Here is a 22,121-nt window from a genome sequence, read left to right on the forward strand (position 1 = left end):
TTTCATGAACATCCATGAGTATCAGGCGAAGTCGCTTCTTCGCTCCTACGGTGCCCCGGTGTCGGACGGCCGCGTCGTCCTGCGCGCCGAAGAGGCCAAGACAGCCGCAGGTGAACTCGACGGCCCCCTTTGGGTGGTCAAGGCGCAAATCCACGCCGGTGGACGCGGCAAGGGCACCTTCAAGGAACCCGGCGCCGGTGAAGCAGGCGGCGTTCGCCTTGCCAAATCGGTCGAAGAAGCCGCCGACGAGGCCAAGCGTATGCTGGGCCGCACATTGGTGACCAAGCAAACCGGCCCCGCCGGCAAGCAGGTCAACCGGATCTACATCGAAGACGGCTCCGGCATCGAAACCGAGATGTACCTCGCCCTGCTGGTCGATCGTCAAACCAGCCGCGTGTCCTTCGTCTGCTCGACCGAAGGCGGCATGGACATCGAAGAAGTCGCCGAAAAGACCCCCGAGAAAATCCTCAGCTTCTCGGTCGATCCGGCCACCGGCTACCAGCCCTTCCACGGGCGCCGCATCGCCTTCATGCTGGGCCTCGAAGGGCCGCAGGTGAAACAATGCGTCAAGCTGATGGGCACGCTCTACAAGATGTTCCTCGAAAAGGACATGGAGATGCTTGAGATCAACCCCCTGATCATCACCGACAAGGGCGATCTCAAATGCCTCGACGCCAAGATGGGCTTCGATTCCAACGCGGTCTACCGCCACGCTGACATCGCCGAGTTGCGCGACACCACCGAAGAAGACCCCAAAGAGCTTGAGGCCTCGAAATACGACCTCAACTATATCGCTCTGGACGGTGAAATCGGCTGCATGGTGAACGGCGCGGGCCTTGCCATGGCTACCATGGACATCATCAAGCTTTACGGCGCCGAGCCCGCCAACTTCCTCGACGTGGGCGGCGGGGCCACCAAGGAAAAAGTCACCGAAGCTTTCAAGATCATCACCTCCGATGAGAACGTCAAAGGCATCCTGGTCAACATCTTCGGCGGCATTATGCGCTGCGATGTGATCGCCGAAGGCGTGGTCGCCGCGGTCAAAGAGGTCGGCCTCAAGGTTCCGCTGGTTGTCCGCCTCGAAGGCACCAACGTCGAACAGGGCAAGGAGATCATCAACACCTCCGGCCTCGACGTGATCGCCGCCGACGACCTCAAGGATGGCGCCCAGAAAATCGTGAAAGCGGTCAAGGGCTGATTATCAGGTGCGCAGACCCTGCGCACCTTCCCGGAATTTCCAAAGGAGAACGCCAAGATGGCAGTCCTCATCGACGAAAACACCAAAGTGATCTGTCAGGGCCTCACCGGCTCGCAGGGCACATTCCACACCGAACAGGCCATCGCCTATGGCACCAAGATGGTCGGCGGGGTCACCCCCGGCAAAGGCGGTCAGACGCACCTTGACCTGCCCGTGTTCAACTCGGTCCACGAAGCCAAGCACGAGACCGAGGCCAACGCCTCGGTGATCTACGTGCCGCCGCCCTTCGCCGCCGATTCGATCCTCGAGGCGATCGACGCCGAAATGGAAGTGATCGTCTGCATCACCGAGGGTATCCCGGTGCTCGACATGATGCGCGTGCAGCGCGCGCTCGAAGGCTCCAAATCCACGCTCATTGGCCCGAACTGCCCCGGTGTCATCACCCCCGACGCCTGCAAGATCGGCATCATGCCCGGCCACATCCACAAGCGCGGCTCCTGCGGGGTGGTCTCGCGCTCGGGCACGCTCACCTACGAGGCGGTCAAGCAGACCACCGACGTCGGCCTTGGCCAATCCACCTGCGTCGGCATCGGCGGCGACCCCATCAAAGGCACCGAACATATCGACGTGCTGGAATGGTTCCTTGCCGATGACGAAACCGAGTCGATCATCATGATCGGTGAAATCGGTGGGTCGGCGGAAGAAGAAGCCGCCCAATTCCTCGCAGATGAGCGCAGACGCGGCCGCTGGAAGCCCACCGCAGGCTTCATCGCGGGCCGCACCGCCCCTCCGGGCCGCCGCATGGGCCACGCCGGTGCCATCGTAGCCGGTGGCAAGGGCGGCGCCGAGGACAAGATCGAAGCGATGAAAGCCGCGGGCATCGTCGTCGCCGACAGCCCCGCCACCCTGGGCGAGGCCGTGCTGGAAGCCATCGACAAGGGCTAAATCCTATCGCGGGGCGCAGCCATCACAGGCCGTGCCCCGCCTTTCTCCTGCCAAAGCCTCACGACAGGCGCCCGCCCATGGGCCTCTCTCCTGAAGCTTTCAACGATCGGTCTGAAAGGACGCGCCATGACGGATCAATCCCCAAACGACGTTTTCCATGCCTCTTCCTTCATGCAGGGGCATAACGCGGAATACCTCGAACAACTCTACGCCCGCTACGCCAACGACCCCAATGCAGTTGATGAAGCATGGCAAAGCTTCTTTTCCCAACTGGGCGACGGCGAGGTTGACGTCAAGAAAGAGGCCGCAGGCCCCTCATGGGCGCGACCCGATTGGCCCCCCATGCCCGAGGACGACCTGACCGGCGCGCTGACCGGCGAATATCCTGCCGCGGCCGAGGCCAAGGAAGCCGGCAAGAAAATCAAGGACAAGGCCGCCGAGAAAGGCGTCGAGGTCTCCGACGACGCCATCAAGCGCGCCGTGCTCGATTCCGTCCGCGCCCTGATGCTGATCCGCGCCTACCGTATCCGCGGCCACCTCGAAGCCGAGCTTGACCCGCTGGGCCTGCGCAACCATGGCTACCGCCCCGAGCTTGATCCGAAATCCTACGGCTTCACCGACGCCGATCTCGATCGCCCGATCTTCATCGACAACGTGCTGGGCCTGCAAATCGCCTCGATCCGCGAGATTCTGGCCATCGTGCGCCGCACCTATTGCGGCACCTTCGCGCTGCAATACATGCACATCTCCAACCCCGAAGAGGCCGGCTGGCTCAAGGAGCGCATCGAAGGGTTCGACAAGGAAATCAAGTTCACCCGCGAAGGCCGCAAGGCCATCCTGAACAAGCTGGTCGAGGCCGAGGGTTTCGAGAAATACCTGCACGTCAAGTACATGGGCACCAAGCGGTTCGGCCTTGATGGCGGCGAAAGCCTGATCCCCGCGATGGAGCAGATCATCAAGCGCGGCGGCAACCTCGGCGTCAAGGAAATCGTCATCGGCATGCCCCACCGGGGCCGCCTGTCGGTGCTGGCCAACGTGATGGGCAAACCCTACCGCGCCATCTTCAACGAATTCCAGGGCGGCAGCTTCAAACCCGAGGACGTGGACGGTTCGGGTGACGTGAAATACCACCTCGGCGCCAGCCACGACCGCGAATTCGACGGCAACAACGTCCACCTCAGCCTCACGGCGAACCCCTCGCACCTCGAAGCGGTAAACCCGGTGGTTCTGGGCAAGGTCCGCGCCAAGCAGGACCAGTTGAACGACGAAGACCGGATCAAGGTCCTGCCCATCCTGCTGCACGGCGACGCGGCATTTGCGGGTCAGGGCGTCGTGGCCGAATGTTTCGGCCTGTCTGGCCTCAAAGGCCACAAGACCGGCGGCACCATGCATATCGTGGTCAACAACCAGATCGGCTTTACCACCGCGCCGCACTTCTCGCGCTCCTCGCCCTATCCCACCGACATCGCCCTGATGGTCGAGGCCCCGATTTTCCACGTCAACGGCGACGACCCCGAGGCCGTGGTCCACGCCGCCAAGGTCGCCACCGAGTTCCGCCAGAAATTCCACAAGGACGTGGTGATCGACATCTTCTGCTACCGCCGGTTTGGCCATAACGAGGGCGACGAGCCCATGTTCACCAACCCGCTGATGTACAAGAAGATCAAGCAGCACAAGACGACGCTCTCGCTCTATACCGAACGGCTGGTCAAGGATGGCCTGATCCCCGAAGGCGAGATCGAGGACATGAAAGCCGCCTTCCAGTCCCACCTCGCCGACGAATTCGAGGCCGGGAAGGAATACCGCCCCAACAAGGCCGACTGGCTGGATGGCAAGTGGTCCCACCTCGACAGCAAGGACGAGGATTACCAGCGCGGCGAAACCGCCATCAAACCCGAAACCTTCGAGGAAATCGGCAAATCGCTGTCCTCGGCCCCCGAGGGCTTCCCGCTGCACCGCACCGTGGGCCGGGTGCTCGAGGCCCGCGGCAAAATGTTCGAGACCGGCGAAGGCTTCGACTGGGCCACTGGCGAGGCGCTGGCCTTCGGCTCGCTCCTGACCGAAGGCTACCCCGTGCGCCTTGCAGGGCAAGACAGCACCCGCGGCACCTTCAGCCAACGCCACTCGGGCCTGATCAACCAGGAAACCGAGGAGCGGTACTTCCCGCTCAACAACATCCGCAAGGGTCAGGCCCAATACGAAGTCATCGACTCGATGCTCAGCGAATACGCCGTTCTCGGGTTCGAATACGGCTTCTCGCTGGCCGAACCCAACGCCCTGACCCTGTGGGAGGCGCAGTTCGGCGATTTCGCCAACGGCGCCCAGATCATGTTCGATCAGTTCATCTCGTCGGGCGAAAGCAAATGGCTCCGCATGTCGGGCCTCGTCTGCCTGCTCCCGCACGGCTACGAAGGGCAAGGCCCCGAACACTCCTCGGCGCGGCTTGAACGCTTCCTCACCATGTGCGGGCAGGACAACTGGATCGTCGCCAACTGCACGACCCCGGCCAACTACTTCCACATCCTGCGCCGGCAGTTGCACCGCACCTTCCGCAAGCCGCTCATCATGATGACGCCGAAATCGCTCCTGCGTCACAAGATGGCGATCAGCAAGGCCGAGGAATTCACCACCGGCTCGTCGTTCCACCGCGTTCTCTGGGACGATGCCCAATACGGCAACTCGGAACTGGAACTGAAACCCGACAACAAGATCAAGCGCGTCGTCATGTGCTCGGGCAAGGTCTATTACGACCTGCTGGAAGAACGCGACAAGCGCGGGCTCGACGATGTCTACATCCTGCGGATCGAGCAGTATTACCCGTTCCCCGCCATGTCGATGGTCAAGGAACTGGAACGCTTCAAGGGCGCCGAAATGGTCTGGTGTCAGGAAGAACCCAAGAACCAGGGGGCCTGGGCCTTCATCGAACCCAACATCGAATGGGTGCTGCAACGTATCAAGGCCAAGCACACCCGCCCCACCTATGCCGGCCGCGCCGCCGCCGCCTCGCCCGCCACGGGCCTGGCCTCATCCCACAAAGCACAACAAGACGCGCTGGTTGATGCCGCGCTGACCATCGAAGGGAAATAACCCATGACGACAGAAGTTCGCGTTCCCACCCTTGGCGAATCCGTGACCGAGGCCACGGTCGCCACATGGTTCAAACAACCGGGCGATGCCGTCGCCGCCGATGAAATGCTCTGCGAGCTGGAAACCGACAAGGTCACGGTCGAGGTCCCCGCCCCCGCCGCTGGCACCATGGGCGAGATCGTCGCCAAGGAAGGCGACACCGTGGGCGTCGATGCCCTCTTGGCCACCATCGAGGCGGGCGAAGGCGCCGCACCGAAGAAAGAGGAAAAATCCGAAGCCAAAGCCGAGGCCCCCGCCGCCTCCGGTGGTTCGGACACCTCCGGTGACTCGATTGACGTGATGGTGCCCACCTTGGGCGAAAGCGTCTCCGAGGCGACCGTTTCCACGTGGTTCAAGAAGGTGGGCGATAGCGTCGCCGCCGATGAAATGCTCTGCGAGCTGGAAACCGACAAGGTCTCGGTCGAGGTCCCCGCACCTGCCGCCGGCACCCTGACCGAGATCATCGCCGACGAAGGCGCCACCGTGCAGGCAGGCGGCAAACTCGCCGTCATGGCCTCGGGCGACGGTGCCGCCGCCGCGGCCCCCGCCAAATCCGAGGACGCGCCTGCCGCCCCCGCCGCATCGGGTGGCTCCGGCAAGGATGTCGAAAACGCCCCCTCCGCGCAAAAGGCCATGGCCGAAAAAGGCCTCTCTCCCGATCAGGTCCAAGGCTCGGGCCGCGATGGCCGCGTGATGAAGGAAGACGTGGCCAAAGCCGCCGCAGCCGCCGCATCGGCCCCCGCCGCCTCCTCGGCTCCGGCGCAAGCGCCCCGCGCGCCGGTCTCCGCCGATGACGCCAGCCGCGAAGAGCGGGTCAAGATGACCCGCCTGCGCCAGACCATCGCCAAGCGCCTCAAGGACAGCCAGAACACCGCCGCCATGCTCACCACCTATAACGAGGTGGACATGACCGAGGTGATGGCCCTGCGCAACGAATACAAGGACGAGTTCCTCAAGAAACACGGCGTGAAACTGGGCTTCATGTCCTTCTTCACCAAGGCCTGCTGCCATGCCCTGAAAGAGGTCCCCGAGGTCAACGCCGAAATCGACGGCACAGATATCGTTTACAAGAACTTCGTGCACATGGGCATCGCCACCGGCACGCCAACCGGCCTCGTCGTCCCGGTGATCCGCGACGCCGATTCCATGGGCTTCGCCGCCATCGAGAAAGCCATCGGCGAAAAAGGCGCCCGCGCCCGGGATGGGAAGCTCTCCATGGCCGAAATGCAGGGCGGCACCTTCACGATCTCCAACGGCGGCGTCTACGGCTCGCTGATGTCCTCACCCATCCTCAACCCGCCGCAATCCGGTATCCTGGGCATGCACAAAATCCAGCAACGCCCGATGGTGGTCAACGGCGAAATCGTCGCCCGCCCGATGATGTACCTCGCGCTTTCCTACGACCACCGCATCGTCGACGGCAAAGGTGCCGTGACCTTCCTCGTGCGCGTCAAAGAAGCACTGGAAGATCCGCGGCGGTTGTTGATGGATTTGTAAGATTGTTAGGCGGGGTTAACCCCGCCTTTCCGTTCCTATTAAGACGGGCTTCAGCGCGTCTCAATCGGCGGGGTTAGCCTATGAAATGGCCTCTAGATTTGAACACAGCTAGCACCTACCATCAATTCCGGTGGCCAAGGAGTGAGATATGAAGCTCCCATTCAAATCATCACAAGCACTGTTTGAGTATTGCAACAAATATTTTGATGCTAAGATAATAAAGGGACTGGCACGACCAGCCTTGGTTCCCTCATCTGGCTTCATGGGAATAGAAAGCCATGTGACACCGACTGCCGATGGGCGTTTCAAATTAAGTCTGCTTGTTGCCGGTCCTCCAGATGGTTTCTTTTTAATCTCAGAAACTCTTAAACGTGGCAGTGAGCCGATCCTTCATGGCGATCTTGTCCTTTGGCTACCTCAAAAAGCCCCGCCTTTAATCGGCAAGGGCATGGTTGGCAAACTAACCGGCGATAAGCGAAGTAGTTGGTTTGGTCTGGTTGTTTCAAAAATTGCGCCCGAGATAAATGAAGAAGGCTGCTTCACGGAGATTTGCAAGTACTCATGACCCCCGAACTCACCGCCCTCACCCTCGCCGCGTTGCTACAGGTCGTTCAATACGTCCTCTACGCGGTCCCGGCCAACCTCGAACTGGGCACCGGCTACACGACCTCCGCACGCGATCGCGCACCCTCCAAACAAATGTCCGACCGCACCGCCCGCCTTGGCCGCGCCATGGACAACCATTTCGAAGGGCTGATCCTCTTTACCATCGCCTGCGTGGTGATCACGCTTGCGGGCAAATCGTTCTGGTTCACCACGATCTGCGCCTTCACCTACCTCGGCGCGCGCGTCCTCTATATCCCCGCCTACGCCCTCGGGCTGCGTCCTTGGCGCTCCTACATCTGGGCCTTGGGCTTCCTCGCCACCCTGCTCATGCTCCTCACGGCCCTCCTATGACCCTTCATCTTTCCCAAAATACTCCGGGGGGCCGCCGCAGGCGGCGGGGCAGAGCCCCAAAATAAGACCGACCCTATACCGACATAAGACCGACGTGATACAGACGTCCTGAAAACGAAGGAAACAGACCCATGGCAAATTATGACGTGATCGTCATCGGCTCCGGCCCCGGCGGCTATGTCGCCGCCATCCGCTGCGCGCAACTCGGCCTGAAAACCGCCTGTGTGGAAGGCCGCGAAACATTGGGCGGCACCTGCCTCAACGTTGGCTGCATCCCCTCCAAGGCGCTGCTGCACGCCTCGCACCAATTGCACGAGGCCGAGCACAACTTCGCCAAGATGGGCCTCAAGGGCAAAAGCCCCTCGGTCGACTGGAAACAGATGCTCTCCTACAAGGATGACGTCATCGGCCAGAACACCAAGGGCATCGAATTCCTGTTCAAAAAAAACAAGATCGACTGGCTCAAGGGCTGGGGCTCCATCCCCGAGACGGGCAAGGTCAAGGTGGGCGACGAGGTCCATGAGGCCAAGAACATCATCATCGCCACCGGCTCCGAGGTCAGCACCCTGCCGGGCGTTGAGATCGACGAGAAAACCGTCGTTTCCTCCACCGGCGCGCTCGAACTGCCGAAGGTTCCCAAGAAAATGGTGGTGATCGGCGCAGGCGTCATCGGGCTGGAACTGGGCTCGGTCTATTCGCGCTTGGGCGCCGAGGTGACCGTGGTGGAATTCCTCGATCATATCACCCCGGGCATGGACGGCGAGGTGCAAAAGCAATTCCAGAAATTGCTTAAAAAACAAGGGCTCAAATTCATCATGGGGGCCGCCGTGCAATCGGTCGAAACCCTGAAAACCAAGGCCAAGGTCAACTACAAGCTCCGCAAGGACGACAGCGAAGAGACGCTGGATGCCGATGTCGTGCTCGTCGCCACGGGCCGCAAACCCTTCACCGATGGCCTCGGCCTCGATGCGCTTGGCGTGAAAATGTCCGAGCGCGGCCAGATCGAAACCGACGATCAATGGCGCACCAATGTCGAGGGCATCTACGCCATCGGCGACGCCATCGACGGCCCGATGCTCGCCCACAAGGCCGAGGATGAAGGCATGGCCGCCGCCGAGGTGATCGCGGGCAAGCACGGCCACGTGAATTACGGCGTCATCCCCGGTGTGATCTACACCCACCCCGAGGTCGCCAGCGTCGGCCAGACCGAGGAACAGCTCAAGGAAGCGGGCCGCGCCTACAAGGTCGGCAAGTTTTCCTTCATGGGCAATGGCCGCGCCAAGGCCAACTTCGCCGGTGACGGCTTCGTCAAACTGCTGGCCGACAAGGAAACCGATCGTATCCTTGGCGCGCATATCATCGGCCCGATGGCGGGCGACCTGATCCACGAGGTTTGCGTCGCCATGGAATTCGGCGCCGCCGCCGAGGATCTCGCCCTCACCTGTCACGCCCACCCCACCTATTCCGAAGCGGTGCGCGAAGCCGCCCTGGCCTGCGGCGACGGCCCGATCCACAGCTAAGCCCGGGACGGGACCCCTGGACAAAGAAGGGCGGCCCTTGGGCCGCCCTTTTATCTTTGCGCAATGCCGATCACGTCACCACATGGTCCGTGCTGCGCGCTCGCTCCACTCGGCGTCATAGGCGGCCCCGCCTTCCTCGCCGCGGGTCTGCTCGGCCAATATCTCGCCCATCGTGGGCAGGCCCTTGCTGTCGTCGCGGCCCCAAATTCCCGCGCGCATACTGGCCCGCGCGCATTGGGCGTAAACCTCGCCGACCTTGATCACGATCACCGTGGCGGGCTGCTTGCCCTGACGGTTGAACATGGCGCGCAACTGCGCATCCGCCGTCACCCGCGCCTGCCCGTTGATCCGCACCACCGCATCCGATCCCGGCACCATGAACAGAAGCGATATGCGCCCGTCGCTGACGATATTGCGCAGGGTGTCCAGACGGTTATTGCCCCGCCAATCCGGCATGGCCAGCGTTTGGGCGTCCAGCTCGGTCACCACCGGGCCGTCCTCGCCACGGGGGCTGCCATCGGTGCCCTCGGTGCCAACGGTGGAGACGATGCAGTAGCGCGATTTGGCAATCCACTTGCGATAAAGCGGCGTCAGACGCGTTGCCACCTTGCGCAGACTGTTCGGACTGGGCACCGGATACAGCGCCTCAAGGCTGGCGATATCCTCGATAAACTCAACCTTCGGGGTCAAATCCGGCCTCCTGCATAAGTGCGTTCGAGGCGCTTTCCACCTCACCTTCCAGCCGCGCCATGAACGCGGCGCGAGACAACCCGCTTTCGATCCGCGGCAGAAACTCCACCACCGCCGTGCCGGGTTTGCGCATGATCCCCTTACGCGGCCAGAACAGCCCCACGTTCGCCGCCACCGGCACGCAATCCTGCCCAAGCTCCTCGTAAAGAACCCCGGTGCCCACCTTGTAAGGCGCCTTCACCCCCGGCTTGATCCGCGTGCCCTGCGGGTAAATGATCAACTGCCCGGGCTGCTGGCGCCCCTTTGAAACATCGTCCACCATCTTCTTGATCGCTTGGCTGCGCTTGCCCCGGTCGACCGGCACACAACCGATCTTGAGGGCATATTGCCCGATCACCGGCGCATACATCAGCTCTCGCTTCATAATGAACTTGCCCGCCGGAAGGCTTGCGAAAATCAAGATGATGTCGAGGAAGGATTGATGCTTGGCCGCGATCAGCACTTCGTCCTTGGGCGGCGTGCCGCGCACCTCGGTCCGCAGGCCCACCATCCAGATCGCGGACCAGCGTACCACCCGGCACCACGTCTTGCAGGCCTCCAGTGCGCCCCGCCGACTGAACAGCGCCCAAGGCAGGAACAACAGGCCGATCACGGGCATCATCGCATAGATGAACACCACGAAGATCAGCGACCGAACCCATTGAATCGCATTGGTCATGGCATGTCCCTCAAGGTTTTCAGGGCCGCCGCCCGTGTCGCGGCAAAGGCCACCCCGGCAGCCAAGGCCGGTATGAACACCGGCCAGATCCAATGCCAGCCCTGAAACCCAAGCCCGGTCAAGAAGCCGCCTCCGACCTCCGCCGAGGGCAACAACAGAATACCTATCACCCCGGCCACCATGCCAATCGCTGCGCCGGTCAAGGCCCGCAGGGTGAACCGCCGCACAAAGGCATTGGCGATGTAATCGTCCCGCGCCCCCACAAGGCGCAACACGCCGATCACCTGCGCATTGGCGGCCAGGGCGGCATTTGCCGCAAGCGTGATCATTGCCGCCGTCGCCGCCCCGATCAGGATCATCGACACCCAGCCCAACAGGCGCAACCTGTTGGCGGCCCGCTCCAAGGGCCTGCGCCACCGCGTATGATCATCCAGAACCGCCCCCGGCACCTCTGCCGACAGCCGCAGGCGCAAGCCCTGCGCGTCGAAACCGTCGCCCTCTTCCACCACTTCGATCAGTTGCGGAATGGGCAGGGCATCCACCGGCACGTCCGGGCCGAACCACGGCTCCAACAGCGCGCGCTGCTCATCCTCGTCAAGGGCGCGCGCAATGGCCACCCCCTTGGTGGTCTGCAACACCTCAAGCGCGGCTTCGGTCTGCGCCGCCATTTGTCCCTCGGGGGCCGAAATCCGAATGGTCGAGGTGCGCGCCAATTCCTCCCCCCACCGATCCGCCAGACGCCCGGTGGCCAAGGACAAAGCCAGCGCAAAAACCGCCAGAAAGGCCATCGCGGCGGCACTGAACAGGGTCAGCGTCGCGGTAAACCCTGTGGGCGGCACGACCCGGTCGGCCTGCGCATCGCCCATCACGAAATCGCTGATCTTAGCAATATCCAGTGTCACAGGTCCGCCCCCGCCAGTTGCAGCCGCCGGTTGGAAATCCGCAACACACGTGCCTGCACATGCGCCTTGGCCGCCCGGATCAGAGCCAGGTCATGGGTGGCGATCATGATCGTCTTTCCCATCCGGTTCAGCTCGATCAACAACCGCAACAACCGCTGCGACATCTCCCAATCCACGTTGCCCGTGGGCTCATCGGCCAGGATCACATCAGGCGACATGATGATCGCCCGGGCCAGCGCCGCGCGCTGCCGCTCCCCGCCCGACAATTCCGGCGGCAAGGCCTCGGCCCGCGCCTTCAGGCCGACCCAGCCGATCAATTCCTTCAGGTTGGCATCCTCGCGCAGCAAATCCTGCCCCGACACCATCAGGGGCAGGGCGATATTGTCCGACACCGAAAGATGATCCAGAAACTGGCAATCCTGATGCACCACGCCCACGCGCCGCCGCACCATGGCGATATCGTCACGCTCCATACCGCGGACATCGGCATCGAACAGGCGCACCTCGCCCGCCGTGGGCATCAAGGCCCCGTAACACAGCTTCAAAAGCGTGGTCTTGCCCGCCCCCGACGGCCCCGTCAGGAAGTGAAATGACCCCGGGGCCAGCTTGAGCGAGATTTCACTCAACAACTCCCCACCGCCGTAACTATAGGCGACGTTATCCAGTTCGATCAAACCTGCCCCCGCACCTCTATTCGCTTCTTTCATGCCTCACAGGACACATATGTGCAACGATAACAGCCATGAAATCCTTTGCTCTTTTCCGACAAGGATTTACGACATATGCTAGTATTAACAAAACACTCCCGGTCAGCGGGGGCAGGGAACAGGTGGCAAGATGAGGCTTATTTGCCCGAATTGCGGGGCACAGTACGAGGTCCCGGACGAGGTTATCCCGGAAACGGGCCGCGATGTGCAATGTTCGAATTGCGGGGACACATGGTTTCAAAACCACCCCGATCATCCCGCACCTGAACCGGAGGCGGAACCGGAATCTGAGCCGGCCCCCGCCACTCAGTCATCACAGGTCTCATGGGACAGCCCCGAGGAAACGGCGGCCGAAGCCGAAGACCAGACAGAACCCGAAGCCGAACCAGCCTCTGAACCAGAGCCGGAAGACGAGCCGGAACCAGAGCCGGAGCCGGAGGACGAGCCAGAGCCGGATCAGGCCGGGACGGAACACGAAGACGACCTCGACGAGGCGCCGCAAGACGTCGATGAAACCGACGACATTGACGACCACCCCGAACCATCCCGCCGACAGCTTGACCCGGCCATCGCCGACGTGTTGCGCGAAGAGGCCGAACACGAGCGCGAGGCCCGCGCCGCCGAAAGCGCCGGCAGCCTTGAATCGCAGCCCGATCTTGGCCTGACACAGGATCACGACGACGATGATCGCCGCGCCCGCGAGGCCCGCGCGCGCATGGCCCGCCTGCGCGGGGAAGACGAGGAAGAGCAGGCGCCGGACAGCACCCCCGAAGCAGAGGACATCGACCCATCGTCGCGACGCAACCTGCTACCCGACATCGACGAAATCAATTCCTCGCTCGACGCGGGGGCACCTGCCTCAACGCAAGACAGCTCCGAACTTGAGGAACTGCAACACCGCGAATACACCCCGCGCAAAAGCAGCGGCTTCAGGCGCGGGTTCTCATTCGCCATCGTGCTCGCGGCGCTCCTCTTGGCGCTCTATGTCTATGCTCCGCGGATTGCCGAAATGGTCCCCGCCCTCGCAGGACCGCTTGAAACCTATGTCGAACAGGTCAACGCCCTGCGCGTGCAGGTGGATGACCAATTCGGCTGGGTCCGCGAATGGCTGAAGGAAATGTCCAGCCCGGCCACACCGGGCGGCTGACACAGCCCCGTAAACGACGCCCCGCCCCTAAAATCGGTCCAGCAGCCGCTTGAGGTACTCCAGTTCCACTTCGGGCCGTTCCCCCTCGCCCGAGCGGCGCCGGATTTCATCCAGCAGCTCGCGCGCGCGACGGTAAACGTCTTCGCCCTGCAACAGGTTGTCCTGCGTGCCCACCTGCTGGCCCTGTCCGGGCGTGCGGCCTAACGGGTCGTTCTGCTGTTGACCCGGTTGGCCACGGGCCTGCCCCTGACCGCCCTGCTGCTGCCGCCCTTCCTGTGCCAGTTGTTCGCCAAGGTTTCGCATCCCCTCGCGCAGGGCCTCCATCGCCTCGGCCTGCCGGTCTATCGCCTCGCCAAGGTCATCGCCGCGCAGGGCCTCCTCGGCCCCCTCCATGGCGCGCTCGGCCCGGTCCAGCGACTCGCGCGCCGCCTCCCCGGCCTCGCCACCACCGCCGGGCATATTACCCCGTTGTTGCTCCAACTGGCGGCGCAGCGCCTCCTGCCGGTCGGCCAGCGATCCTTGCCCGCCTTGGCCCTGCTGTGCCTGATCCTGCCCTTGACCGCGCTGTCCGGGCTGTTGCCCTTCTCCTTGGCCTTGACCGGGCTGGTCATGGCTTTGGCCTTGCCCCTGCCCGCCGCTGCGGCCTTCATTGCCTTGGCTCTGGCCCGATTGCGAATTCGGGTTGAACTGTTCCTGCAAATCTCGGAACGCCTGATCCGACAGGCCCTGCTGGTCACGCAGGGTTTCGGCAAGGCCCTCCATGGCCTGCTGACCGGGCGATTGCCCTTGCTGGCCCTGGCCTTCGGTCACCCGCATGTTCTCCATCATCTGCTGGAACTGCTCCAAGGCTTCCTGCGCCTCGGCCATGCGGCCCTGTTCCATCAACTCCTGGATACGGTCCATCATGTCCTGCAAATCCTGCTGGGTCATTTGCAGGCTGTTGTCAGAATTGGGTTGCTCGCCATCCTGCTGCCGCTCACGGTTTTCCCGCTGTGCCTGCTGCATCTTCTGGCGCATGTAATCGTTCGTGGCCTGCCGCAACTCGTCCATCAGCCGCTGAATCTCGTCCTCGCTGGCGCCGTTGCGCATCGCCTCGCTCAACCGTTCCTGCGCCGCACGCATCCGCTCCAGCGCATCACCGATATCACCCTCCTCAAGGATAATCGCCAGATCCCACATAGCTTCGGCGATGGTATCCCGCGCTTCGGCATCAAACCCGCCATGATCGACAAGGGTTTCCAACCGCCGCAGGATCACCCGCAACCGCAAATAAGCCGTCTCCGACCGAAAGAGCCCGTCCTCGGGCCGATGCGAAATCGCACGCAACACCTGTGCCACCCGCTTGCCGTTCTCACGGCTCCACAACAGGTCACGCCGCTGTTCGATCACCGCCGCCGCCGCCGGATCGAAGAACCGCCGCGCCGGAAGATGCATCTCGCGCACGGCACTTCGGCCCGCCTGCCCCGCGGCATCCTCCACCTTCAACTGCAATGTCACCGGCAAATGCGCCCACGGATGCTTGGACAGGTTCTCGATCAAGGTCTCGGAAAATTCCGCCCGGTCGCCGGTGATCGGCATCGGCAGGTCCAATTCAATCGGCGCGCGCGGCTCCGGCTCGACCGCCAAACCATAACGCCGCTCGACCGCCTCCATGTCCAGATCGAACCGCGCCATGCCGCCGACAACGCCGTAATCGTCACGCGCACGGAAGGGCTGGCTCATCTGCCCGTCGAAACTGACGTCGCCCATTTCCGGGGCCACCTCAACCTGTGGCGGCAGATCGCGCAGCGCGCTTACCTCCCAAGTCTGCCCGCCGGGGCCGTCGATGCGCAACTCCCCGTTGCTGACGATATCAAAGCTCTGCTCGGCATCGCTCGCCGCGCCCAGATCCCCGGTGCGGCCCGAAACCGTTTCCGCCACGCTCAACGCGCCGACCTCACCATAAAGGCGCAGCGTGACACGACTGCCCACGGGAACGGCAATTTCACCTGTCTGATCATTCAGATAAAGACTCGGCAATCCGGTATAACCGGGCGGTTCGATCCAACCTTCCCAAGCCGGTCCACCGGCCAGAGCGGCCCCGCCCGGGGCCATGTCGCCCACGCTGCCCACACGCCAGACCGAGCCGAACACAAGCGCCACCATCAACCCCAGAAGGGCAACATAGCGCAGCCCGAACACATCGCGCGTCGACAGCCGCAAGTCCGGCTCCACCGCTTTCGCCTGTGCCGCACGCTCCGCCATGCGCGCCCGGTGCGCCCGCCACAGGGCCTCCGACCCCGCGTCGCCGCCACCTATCGCCTGACTGTCGGCCAAGGCCGCCAAGGGGTGCCCCGGCATCGCCGAATCCAACCGCGCCACGGCCTCGGCCCGGCGCGGCCAATGGAACCGTCGCAATCCCAGTGCGGCAAAGACAAGCCCCGCCACGGCAACCGCCACGCCGACAAACCAAAACGCCTCGATCGACAGGAAATCGTGCAGGCCCAGCATCAGTGCCGCCGCCACCGCCGCGATCAAGGTCCACAAGGGCCAGAAGGCACGGCTCACACGCTCGGCAATCAACCCCGCCCATGTCAGGGTCAGGGGCCAGCGCAGCCGTGTCATCACGGAAGTCAGGGGCGTTTCCTGTCGGGCCATGCTCCAATCCAATCCATGGCCCGACGCGCCTACCGCGTCACAGCCATTCTGGAATGGTATCGCGATTTATCATCTCGTCAAAGGTCGGACGCGCCCGAATGACGGCGAATTGATGCCCATGCACCAGAACTTCGGGGATCAACGGGCGGGTATTATACTCGCTCGCCATCACTGCGCCATAGGCCCCGGCACTGCGAAACGCCACCAAATCCCCGGCCTCGACCTTGGGCATCATCCGTTCCTTGGCAAAGGTATCCCCCGATTCGCAGACCGGGCCGACAATGTCATAGGGGGTTTGTTCGGCCCCCGCCTCGGGTTCCACCAGCGGAATGATATCGTGATAGGCGTCATACATCGCCGGGCGGATCAAATCGTTCATCGCCGCATCAAGGATCAGGAAATCGCGCCCCTCGCCCGATTTCACGTAAATCACTTCCGAGACCAAAATCCCGGCATTGCCCGCCACCAGGCGCCCCGGCTCGATCTCGATCTCGCAACCCAGATGGCCCACCGTGTCCTTGATCAACTGGCCGTATTCCGTGGGCAGTGGCGGCGCCTCGTTGCTGCGGGCATAGGGGATGCCCAACCCGCCGCCCAGATCGAGGCGCGAAATCTCGTGCCCATCGGCGCGCAACTGCTCCGTCAGCTCGGCCACCTTCTCATAGGCCAAACGGAACGGCTCCAGCTCTGTCAACTGGCTGCCGATATGCACGTCGATGCCCACCACTTTCAACCCCGGCAGGGCGGCGGCCTCGGCATAAACCTCCCGCGCGCGGGTGATCGGAATACCGAACTTGTTCTCGCTCTTGCCGGTGGCAATCTTGGCGTGGGTCTTGGCATCCACATCCGGGTTCACCCGCACGGTGATGGGCGCGACAACGCCCATTTCAGTCGCCACCGCACTGATCGCGGCCATCTCCGGCTCGCTTTCCACGTTGAACTGGCGAACACCACCCGCCAGAACCTGCGCGATTTCCTCCCGCGTCTTGCCGACCCCGGAAAACACGATCCGCTCACCGGGCACCCCGGCGGCCTTGGCGCGGGCATATTCCCCGCCCGAAACCACGTCCATCCCGGCGCCCATCTCGGCCAGCGTTTTCAGGATCGCCACGTTGCTTGCCGCCTTCACCGCATAGCACACCAGATGATCCACCCCGTCCAACGCCTCGTCGAACAGCCGGAAATGCCGCGTCAGCGTCGCGGTCGAGTAGCAATAGAAAGGCGTCCCCACCTGTGCCGCGATCTCGGCCAGCGGAACGTCCTCGGCATACAACTGCCCGTCACGATAGATAAAATGATCCATGGCCCTCGCCCTTCGTTTCAGGGCGTCATAGCAAACCCGCCACGCTTTGCAATCACAGCCGCCCCATCCGCAGGAACAGGTACAACGGCAAACCGCAACTCACCCCGATGCAGAACGTCGCCGGTATTGCCCAAAGCCCGAGCCACGCCCGGCGTTGCACGCTTTCCCAGATCACCCATACAGTCAGCGTCACGGCGGCAATGGTCAGGTCCCAGACCAACCCGCTGCTCGCGGCATTGGCGTGCCAGGCATCGACCATCGCCATCAGGTCAAAACCGTTTTCCCCGAACCATTGCAGGAAATAGGCCATCGGGTGGATGGCCCCCCAAACGGCAAGCGCCAAGAACAGGTACCTCAAAGTGCGGTGCCCACCGTCACGCTCGTGCGCCCGGCGGTCCAAGTGGCCCCGGTCGAGGCACTCACGCCGTTATTGCCCACGCCAATCGTCGTGTTCATGCTCGGGCGGATGGGTTCCCCATCCACGCCACAACCGGCCAATGCCGCAAGCCCGAGAACCGCCAGGATCCGTATCATCCCAAGACCTCTTTCCACCGTGCGATCTGCGCGCGCACCTGCTCCGGTGCCGTCCCGCCATAGCTCACGCGCGAGGCGACCGAGTTATGCACGCCCAGTACATCATAGACCGCTTTCGTGATTTCGCCATGCACCTCTTGCATCTCGGCCAAACTCAGCTCGGGCAAATCGCATCCCTTCGCCTCCGCCTTGGCCACCAAGGCCCCTGTCACATGATGCGCCTCACGGAAGGGCATACCCAGAACCCGCACCAGCCAATCGGCCAAATCCGTCGCGGTCGAAAAGCCCGCTCCGGCGGCCCCTTCCAACGCCTCGCGCTGCGGGGCCATGTCGCGCACCATACCCTCCATCGCCGCAAGCGCCAGCATCAGGTTGTCCGCGGCATCAAAGACCTGCTCCTTGTCTTCCTGCATGTCCTTGGAATAGGCCAAGGGCAGCCCCTTCATCACCGTCATCAGGGCCACGTTCGCCCCGAAAATCCGCCCGATCTTGGCACGGATCAATTCCGCCGCATCGGGGTTCTTCTTCTGCGGCATGATGCTCGACCCGGTCGAGAACCGATCCGACAGCACCACGAACCGGAACTGCGCCGAGGACCAGATCACCAATTCCTCGGCAAAGCGGCTCAGGTGCATGGCGCAAATGCTCGCCGCACTTAGGAATTCCAAAGCAAAATCCCGGTCACTCACCGCATCCAGTGAATTCGCCGCAGGCCGGTCAAAACCCAGGGCCTGCGCCGTCATCTCCCGATCAATCGGGAAAGACGTGCCCGCCAAAGCGGCGGCCCCCAGCGGGCATTCGTTCATCCGCGCCCGCGCATCGCGCACCCGGCTCAGATCACGCCCGAACATCTCCACATAGGCCATCATGTGATGGCCCCATGTGACGGGTTGCGCGGTCTGCAAATGGGTAAAGCCCGGCATCACCCAATCGGCCCCGGCCTCGGCCTGCACCAAAAGCGCCTCAATCAGCGCAACAAGCCCCGTCTCGGCGGCATCCAACTGGTCCCGCACCCACAGCTTGAAATCGGTCGCCACCTGGTCGTTCCGGCTCCGCCCGGTGTGCAACCGGCCCGCAGGCTCGCCTATGACCTCTTTCAGGCGCGCTTCCACATTCATGTGGATGTCTTCCAACGCCGTGGAAAATTCAAACCGCCCCTCGTCGATCTCTGACAAGACCGTGAGCAAGCCTTCCCTCATCGCCTCGGCATCACTATCACTTATGATACCCGTCGCGGCCAACATGGCCGCATGGGCGCGTGATCCGGCGATATCCTGCGCCGCCAACCGCTTGTCGAATCCGATCGAAGCATTAATTGCCTCCATGATCGCATCCGGCCCGGCGGCAAAGCGGCCGCCCCACATCGCGTTCGAAGTCTTGGTCATGTCACACCCTTCGGAGGGAAAATGAAGTTCATTCGTTTCGCATTCCTTTATATGGCGCTCGGTCTGGGTGCAAACACCGCCATTGCGGCAGACCTCGATACGCTCAACGCCCTGCGCGACGGCGACATGAAAAAGCTGAACTTCCATGCCGAGGGCAAGGAGGTCTCGCAAACCCCCTTCACCACCGAAGATGGCGGCACCATGACTCTCGCCGATTATCAGGGCAAGCATATCGTGCTGAATTTCTGGGCCACATGGTGCGCACCCTGCCGCGTGGAAATGCCCATGCTGTCAGACCTTCAAAGCCAACTGGGCGGCGAGGGGTTCGAGGTCGTCACCATCGCCACGGGCCGCAACGCGCCCCCCGCGATGAAAAAGTTCTTCGACGAAATCGGTGTCGCCAACTTGCCCCTCCACCGCGACCCCAAGGGGCAGCTTGCCCGCGAGATGGGGGTGTTCGGCCTGCCCATCACCTTGATCCTCGATACCGAGGGGCAAGAGATCGCCCGCCTGCGCGGTGACGCCCATTGGAACTCCGACAGCGCCAAGGCGATCATCAGCACCCTGATCGAAAGTACGCCCGAGGGCTGAGATTTGTACAACCTGTACAGACCTCCGGCGCAAAGTGCCGATTTCTGTACAGAACTGCGGGGGTCTCTGTACAGAATGTGCAAAGGTTAACGGCGGCAAAAGGTTAACGCGTTAACCTTTTTCGCCCCTCCTGCCGCCATTTCGTACGACTCGTACGATACATTTCCGCACCCCCCCTGATTTTCGTACGAAAATAGGGGGTTTGTCGTACGACTCGTACGAAGGTTAAACAAAGGTAAAGCGGGACGACCTCAGGCCGCCAATCCCCGCCCCTTGAGCAGCGCCTCAACCCCCGGCATCCGCCCCCGGAACGCGGTATAAAGCGCCTCCGGGTCTGCCGACCCGCCCTTGGAAAGAATGTGCGATTCCAAGGCCTTGGCCCGCTCTTCATCAAATGGCCCGCCCTCTTCCTCGAAGCTGGCAAAGGCATCCGCATCCATCACTTCCGACCACATGTAGCTATAGTAACCGCTGGAATATCCATCGCCTGCAAAGACATGCGCAAACTGCGGCGTTGCATGGCGCATGGTGATAGCCTCCGGCATCCCCAATTTATCAAGCGTTTCCAATTGCTTATCCATTACATCACCGGGCGCGCCGCCCTCGTGGAACGTCAAATCCACCATGGCCGAAGCGACATACTCAACAGTCTGGAACCCTTGGTCGAAATTCGCCGCCTTCAGCATTTTTTCCAATAATTCCGGGGGCATAGCCTCCCCCGTCTGGTAATGACGCGCGTATTTCTCCAAGACTTCCGGCACCTCAAGCCAATGTTCATACAGCTGCGAGGGCAGCTCGACAAAGTCCCGCGCCACGGAAGTCCCTGAAATACTTCCATAATTTACGTCCGACAGCAGGTGATGCAGGGCGTGCCCGAACTCATGAAACAGGGTCCGCGCATCGTCATAAGACAACAGTGCCGGATCGCCCTTGGCGAAATTGCAGGTGTTTAAAACCACCGGCCCCTGTGTTTTCGGAATCTTAGCCTGTCCGCGCATGGCGCTACACCACGCCCCCGACCGCTTCGAGGCGCGGGCAAAGTAATCTCCAATGAAAACAGCGATATGGGCACCGTTCCGACTCACCTCCCACGCCCGGCAATCGGGGTGATAAAGCGGCACATCCAGCTCCTTGAACTCCAACCCGAACAGCCGATTAGCCGTGCCAAAGGCCGCCTCGATCATCGCCTCCAGCGACAGATACGGTTTCACCGCCGCCTCGTCCAAATCATGCTCCGCCTGCCGCCGCTTCTCGGCATAGTAACGCCAGTCCCAGGGCCGTAATTCTGCATTGATTCCATCGGCTTGCATCATTTCGGTCAGCACATCGGCGTCCCGCTCGGCCTGTGCCTTGGCGGGTTCCCAGACCTGCATCAGCAAATCGCGCACCCGGTCCGGCGTTTTCGCCATTTCGGTTTCCAATTTATAGGCCGCGAAATTCTCATACCCCAGAAGTTGCGCCCGCTCCTCTCGCAACCGCAATATCTCGGCGCAAATCGCCCGATTGTCGGTTTCACCGCCCATGGCGCCCCGTGCCTCCCATGCCCGAAACGCCTTTTCGCGCAGGTCCCGTCGGGGCGAAAATTGCAGGAAGGGAACAATTAACGATCGCGATAACGTGATCACCGGGGTCTCCAACCCCTTCTCACGCCCGGCTTCCCGTGCCGAGGACACGACAAATTCGGGAAGGTTTTCAAGGGCTTGTTCGTCCAGTTCCATATACCAGCCGGATTCATCAGCCAGCAGGTTTTGCGTGAACTGCGTCCCCAATTCGGCCAGCCGCCCCATGATCTCGCGCATCCGCTTGTCCGATTCGCCGCTCAACGCCGCCCCCGCCCGCACGAACCGCCGCCGCGTCAGCATCAGCAACCGTTGTTGTTCATCGGTCAGATCAAGGTTGTCACGACTTTGCCAAAGCGCCTCGATCCGCTCAAAAAGCGCTTTATTTCCAGTGACTTCCGAAGAATAGGCCGCCAGCTTCGGGCTGAATTCCCGCTGCAATTCCTGCCGTTTTGCGTTGCTGTCCGACCCCGCCACGGTGAAAAATACCGACAGCACTTTATCCAATTGCTCCCCGCTCGCCTCCAAGGCTTCTATCGTATTGGCAAAGCTGGGTTTTTCCGGGTTTTCGGCAATCGCCACGACCTCCTCCCGCGCCGCCTCTAGCGCCTCCTCGAAGGCCGGTTCGAAGTGTTCGTCAGAGATCTCATCGAAAGGGGCCAGTTTGAACGGACCATCCCAGTTTTCAAGCAGCGGGTTCGCCAT

19 protein-coding genes are annotated in these 22,121 nt (G+C 62.3%); 9 read left to right on the forward strand and 10 right to left on the reverse strand.

What is annotated here, in order from left to right; all coding sequences use genetic code 11:
- The first annotated feature begins 4 nt into the window (after positions 1-4).
- The 7 genes from sucC to lpdA all read left to right on the forward strand — a co-directional run bounded on the left by sucC (position 5) and on the right by lpdA (position 9,243).
- Positions 5-1,198, forward strand: coding sequence for an ADP-forming succinate--CoA ligase subunit beta (gene sucC, locus FDP25_RS07020; RefSeq protein ID WP_154150243.1), 1,194 nt, complete (start codon positions 5-7; stop codon positions 1,196-1,198).
- A 57-nt stretch (positions 1,199-1,255) separates the two neighbouring features.
- Positions 1,256-2,143: a succinate--CoA ligase subunit alpha gene (gene sucD / locus FDP25_RS07025; protein ID WP_154150245.1), complete on the forward strand. Its 888-nt coding sequence runs from the start codon at positions 1,256-1,258 to the stop codon at positions 2,141-2,143.
- 126 nt (positions 2,144-2,269) lie between these two features.
- On the forward strand, positions 2,270-5,230 hold the full coding sequence (locus FDP25_RS07030; protein WP_154150247.1) for a 2-oxoglutarate dehydrogenase E1 component: 2,961 nt from the start codon (positions 2,270-2,272) through the stop codon (positions 5,228-5,230).
- A 3-nt stretch (positions 5,231-5,233) separates the two neighbouring features.
- Positions 5,234-6,766: a 2-oxoglutarate dehydrogenase complex dihydrolipoyllysine-residue succinyltransferase gene (odhB, locus tag FDP25_RS07035; RefSeq protein WP_154150248.1), complete on the forward strand. Its 1,533-nt coding sequence runs from the start codon at positions 5,234-5,236 to the stop codon at positions 6,764-6,766.
- Between the two features lie 148 nt (positions 6,767-6,914).
- Positions 6,915-7,331 carry a hypothetical protein gene (locus FDP25_RS07040; protein ID WP_154150250.1) on the forward strand — a complete coding sequence of 139 codons (417 nt, stop codon included), beginning with the start codon at positions 6,915-6,917 and terminating at the stop codon, positions 7,329-7,331.
- Positions 7,328-7,723 (forward strand): MAPEG family protein, encoded by a 396-nt coding sequence (locus FDP25_RS07045; protein WP_154150252.1) that lies wholly within the window; start codon positions 7,328-7,330, stop codon positions 7,721-7,723. The genes FDP25_RS07040 and FDP25_RS07045 overlap by 4 nt, the downstream gene beginning before the upstream one ends.
- A gap of 131 nt (positions 7,724-7,854) precedes the next feature.
- Positions 7,855-9,243 (forward strand): dihydrolipoyl dehydrogenase, encoded by a 1,389-nt coding sequence (lpdA, locus tag FDP25_RS07050; protein ID WP_154150254.1) that lies wholly within the window; start codon positions 7,855-7,857, stop codon positions 9,241-9,243.
- Between the two features lie 75 nt (positions 9,244-9,318).
- Here lpdA and FDP25_RS07055 read toward each other — a convergent pair whose 3' ends face one another.
- The 4 genes from FDP25_RS07055 to FDP25_RS07070 are packed head-to-tail and all read right to left on the reverse strand — an operon-like array spanning position 9,319 to position 12,227.
- Positions 9,319-9,933: a pyridoxamine 5'-phosphate oxidase family protein gene (locus FDP25_RS07055; protein WP_154150256.1), complete on the reverse strand. Its 615-nt coding sequence runs from the start codon at positions 9,931-9,933 to the stop codon at positions 9,319-9,321.
- On the reverse strand, positions 9,917-10,651 hold the full coding sequence (locus FDP25_RS07060) for a lysophospholipid acyltransferase family protein (RefSeq protein ID WP_154150258.1): 735 nt from the start codon (positions 10,649-10,651) through the stop codon (positions 9,917-9,919). Before FDP25_RS07060 ends, FDP25_RS07055 begins: the two co-directional genes overlap by 17 nt.
- The gene (locus tag FDP25_RS07065) at positions 10,648-11,517 is read right to left on the reverse strand and encodes a cell division protein FtsX (RefSeq protein ID WP_154153210.1); all 870 of its coding nucleotides are present in this window, start codon (positions 11,515-11,517) and stop codon (positions 10,648-10,650) included. The genes FDP25_RS07060 and FDP25_RS07065 overlap by 4 nt, the downstream gene beginning before the upstream one ends.
- A gap of 32 nt (positions 11,518-11,549) precedes the next feature.
- Entirely contained in the window at positions 11,550-12,227 is a 678-nt protein-coding gene (locus FDP25_RS07070) for a cell division ATP-binding protein FtsE (RefSeq protein ID WP_154150260.1), read from the reverse strand.
- 163 nt (positions 12,228-12,390) lie between these two features.
- On the opposite strand from FDP25_RS07070, the gene FDP25_RS07075 reads away from it, so the two are divergent.
- Entirely contained in the window at positions 12,391-13,407 is a 1,017-nt protein-coding gene (locus FDP25_RS07075; protein ID WP_154150262.1) for a zinc-ribbon domain-containing protein, read from the forward strand.
- 27 nt (positions 13,408-13,434) lie between these two features.
- Here FDP25_RS07075 and FDP25_RS07080 read toward each other — a convergent pair whose 3' ends face one another.
- The 5 genes from FDP25_RS07080 to argH form a co-directional block, all read right to left on the reverse strand.
- A complete protein-coding gene (locus FDP25_RS07080; protein ID WP_246175788.1) occupies positions 13,435-16,011 on the reverse strand; it encodes a TIGR02302 family protein in 2,577 nt (858 codons plus the stop codon).
- Between the two features lie 70 nt (positions 16,012-16,081).
- Positions 16,082-17,347 carry a diaminopimelate decarboxylase gene (lysA, locus tag FDP25_RS07085; protein WP_154150266.1) on the reverse strand — a complete coding sequence of 422 codons (1,266 nt, stop codon included), beginning with the start codon at positions 17,345-17,347 and terminating at the stop codon, positions 16,082-16,084.
- A gap of 52 nt (positions 17,348-17,399) precedes the next feature.
- Positions 17,400-17,705, reverse strand: a complete 306-nt coding sequence (locus FDP25_RS07090) for a DUF2834 domain-containing protein (RefSeq protein WP_154150268.1) — start codon at positions 17,703-17,705, stop codon at positions 17,400-17,402.
- Positions 17,702-17,881, reverse strand: a complete 180-nt coding sequence (locus FDP25_RS07095; protein WP_154150270.1) for an argininosuccinate lyase — start codon at positions 17,879-17,881, stop codon at positions 17,702-17,704. Before FDP25_RS07095 ends, FDP25_RS07090 begins: the two co-directional genes overlap by 4 nt.
- A complete protein-coding gene (gene argH / locus FDP25_RS07100; RefSeq protein WP_154150272.1) occupies positions 17,878-19,266 on the reverse strand; it encodes an argininosuccinate lyase in 1,389 nt (462 codons plus the stop codon). The genes FDP25_RS07095 and argH overlap by 4 nt, the downstream gene beginning before the upstream one ends.
- Positions 19,267-19,287: 21 nt before the next feature.
- Between argH and FDP25_RS07105 the strand changes: the two genes are divergently transcribed.
- Positions 19,288-19,857, forward strand: coding sequence for a TlpA family protein disulfide reductase (locus FDP25_RS07105; protein WP_154150274.1), 570 nt, complete (start codon positions 19,288-19,290; stop codon positions 19,855-19,857).
- A 251-nt stretch (positions 19,858-20,108) separates the two neighbouring features.
- On the opposite strand, the gene FDP25_RS07110 is transcribed toward FDP25_RS07105, so the two are convergent.
- Positions 20,109-22,121 carry a M3 family metallopeptidase gene (locus tag FDP25_RS07110; RefSeq protein WP_154150276.1) on the reverse strand — a complete coding sequence of 671 codons (2,013 nt, stop codon included), beginning with the start codon at positions 22,119-22,121 and terminating at the stop codon, positions 20,109-20,111.

The sequence above is a fragment of the Roseovarius bejariae genome (genome assembly GCF_009669325.1).
Taxonomy (GTDB): Bacteria; Pseudomonadota; Alphaproteobacteria; order Rhodobacterales; family Rhodobacteraceae; genus Roseovarius; species Roseovarius bejariae.

What these genes read in the sequence shown, in the direction of transcription:
- sucC (WP_154150243.1), top strand. Translation starts at nt 5, where the DNA reads ATGAACATCCATGAGTATCAGGCGAAGTCGCTTCTTCGCTCCTACGGT.
- sucD (WP_154150245.1), top strand. Translation starts at nt 1,256, where the DNA reads ATGGCAGTCCTCATCGACGAAAACACCAAAGTGATCTGTCAGGGCCTC.
- FDP25_RS07030 (WP_154150247.1), top strand. Translation starts at nt 2,270, where the DNA reads ATGACGGATCAATCCCCAAACGACGTTTTCCATGCCTCTTCCTTCATG.
- odhB (WP_154150248.1), top strand. Translation starts at nt 5,234, where the DNA reads ATGACGACAGAAGTTCGCGTTCCCACCCTTGGCGAATCCGTGACCGAG.
- FDP25_RS07040 (WP_154150250.1), top strand. Translation starts at nt 6,915, where the DNA reads ATGAAGCTCCCATTCAAATCATCACAAGCACTGTTTGAGTATTGCAAC.
- FDP25_RS07045 (WP_154150252.1), top strand. Translation starts at nt 7,328, where the DNA reads ATGACCCCCGAACTCACCGCCCTCACCCTCGCCGCGTTGCTACAGGTC.
- lpdA (WP_154150254.1), top strand. Translation starts at nt 7,855, where the DNA reads ATGGCAAATTATGACGTGATCGTCATCGGCTCCGGCCCCGGCGGCTAT.
- FDP25_RS07060 (WP_154150258.1), bottom strand. Translation starts at nt 10,651, where the DNA reads ATGACCAATGCGATTCAATGGGTTCGGTCGCTGATCTTCGTGGTGTTC.
- FDP25_RS07065 (WP_154153210.1), bottom strand. Translation starts at nt 11,517, where the DNA reads ATGGGCGATGCGCAGGCCGACCGGGTCGTGCCGCCCACAGGGTTTACC.
- FDP25_RS07075 (WP_154150262.1), top strand. Translation starts at nt 12,391, where the DNA reads ATGAGGCTTATTTGCCCGAATTGCGGGGCACAGTACGAGGTCCCGGAC.
- FDP25_RS07080 (WP_246175788.1), bottom strand. Translation starts at nt 16,011, where the DNA reads ATGACACGGCTGCGCTGGCCCCTGACCCTGACATGGGCGGGGTTGATT.
- lysA (WP_154150266.1), bottom strand. Translation starts at nt 17,347, where the DNA reads ATGGATCATTTTATCTATCGTGACGGGCAGTTGTATGCCGAGGACGTT.
- FDP25_RS07095 (WP_154150270.1), bottom strand. Translation starts at nt 17,881, where the DNA reads ATGATACGGATCCTGGCGGTTCTCGGGCTTGCGGCATTGGCCGGTTGT.
- argH (WP_154150272.1), bottom strand. Translation starts at nt 19,266, where the DNA reads ATGACCAAGACTTCGAACGCGATGTGGGGCGGCCGCTTTGCCGCCGGG.
- FDP25_RS07105 (WP_154150274.1), top strand. Translation starts at nt 19,288, where the DNA reads ATGAAGTTCATTCGTTTCGCATTCCTTTATATGGCGCTCGGTCTGGGT.
- FDP25_RS07110 (WP_154150276.1), bottom strand. Translation starts at nt 22,121, where the DNA reads ATGGCGAACCCGCTGCTTGAAAACTGGGATGGTCCGTTCAAACTGGCC.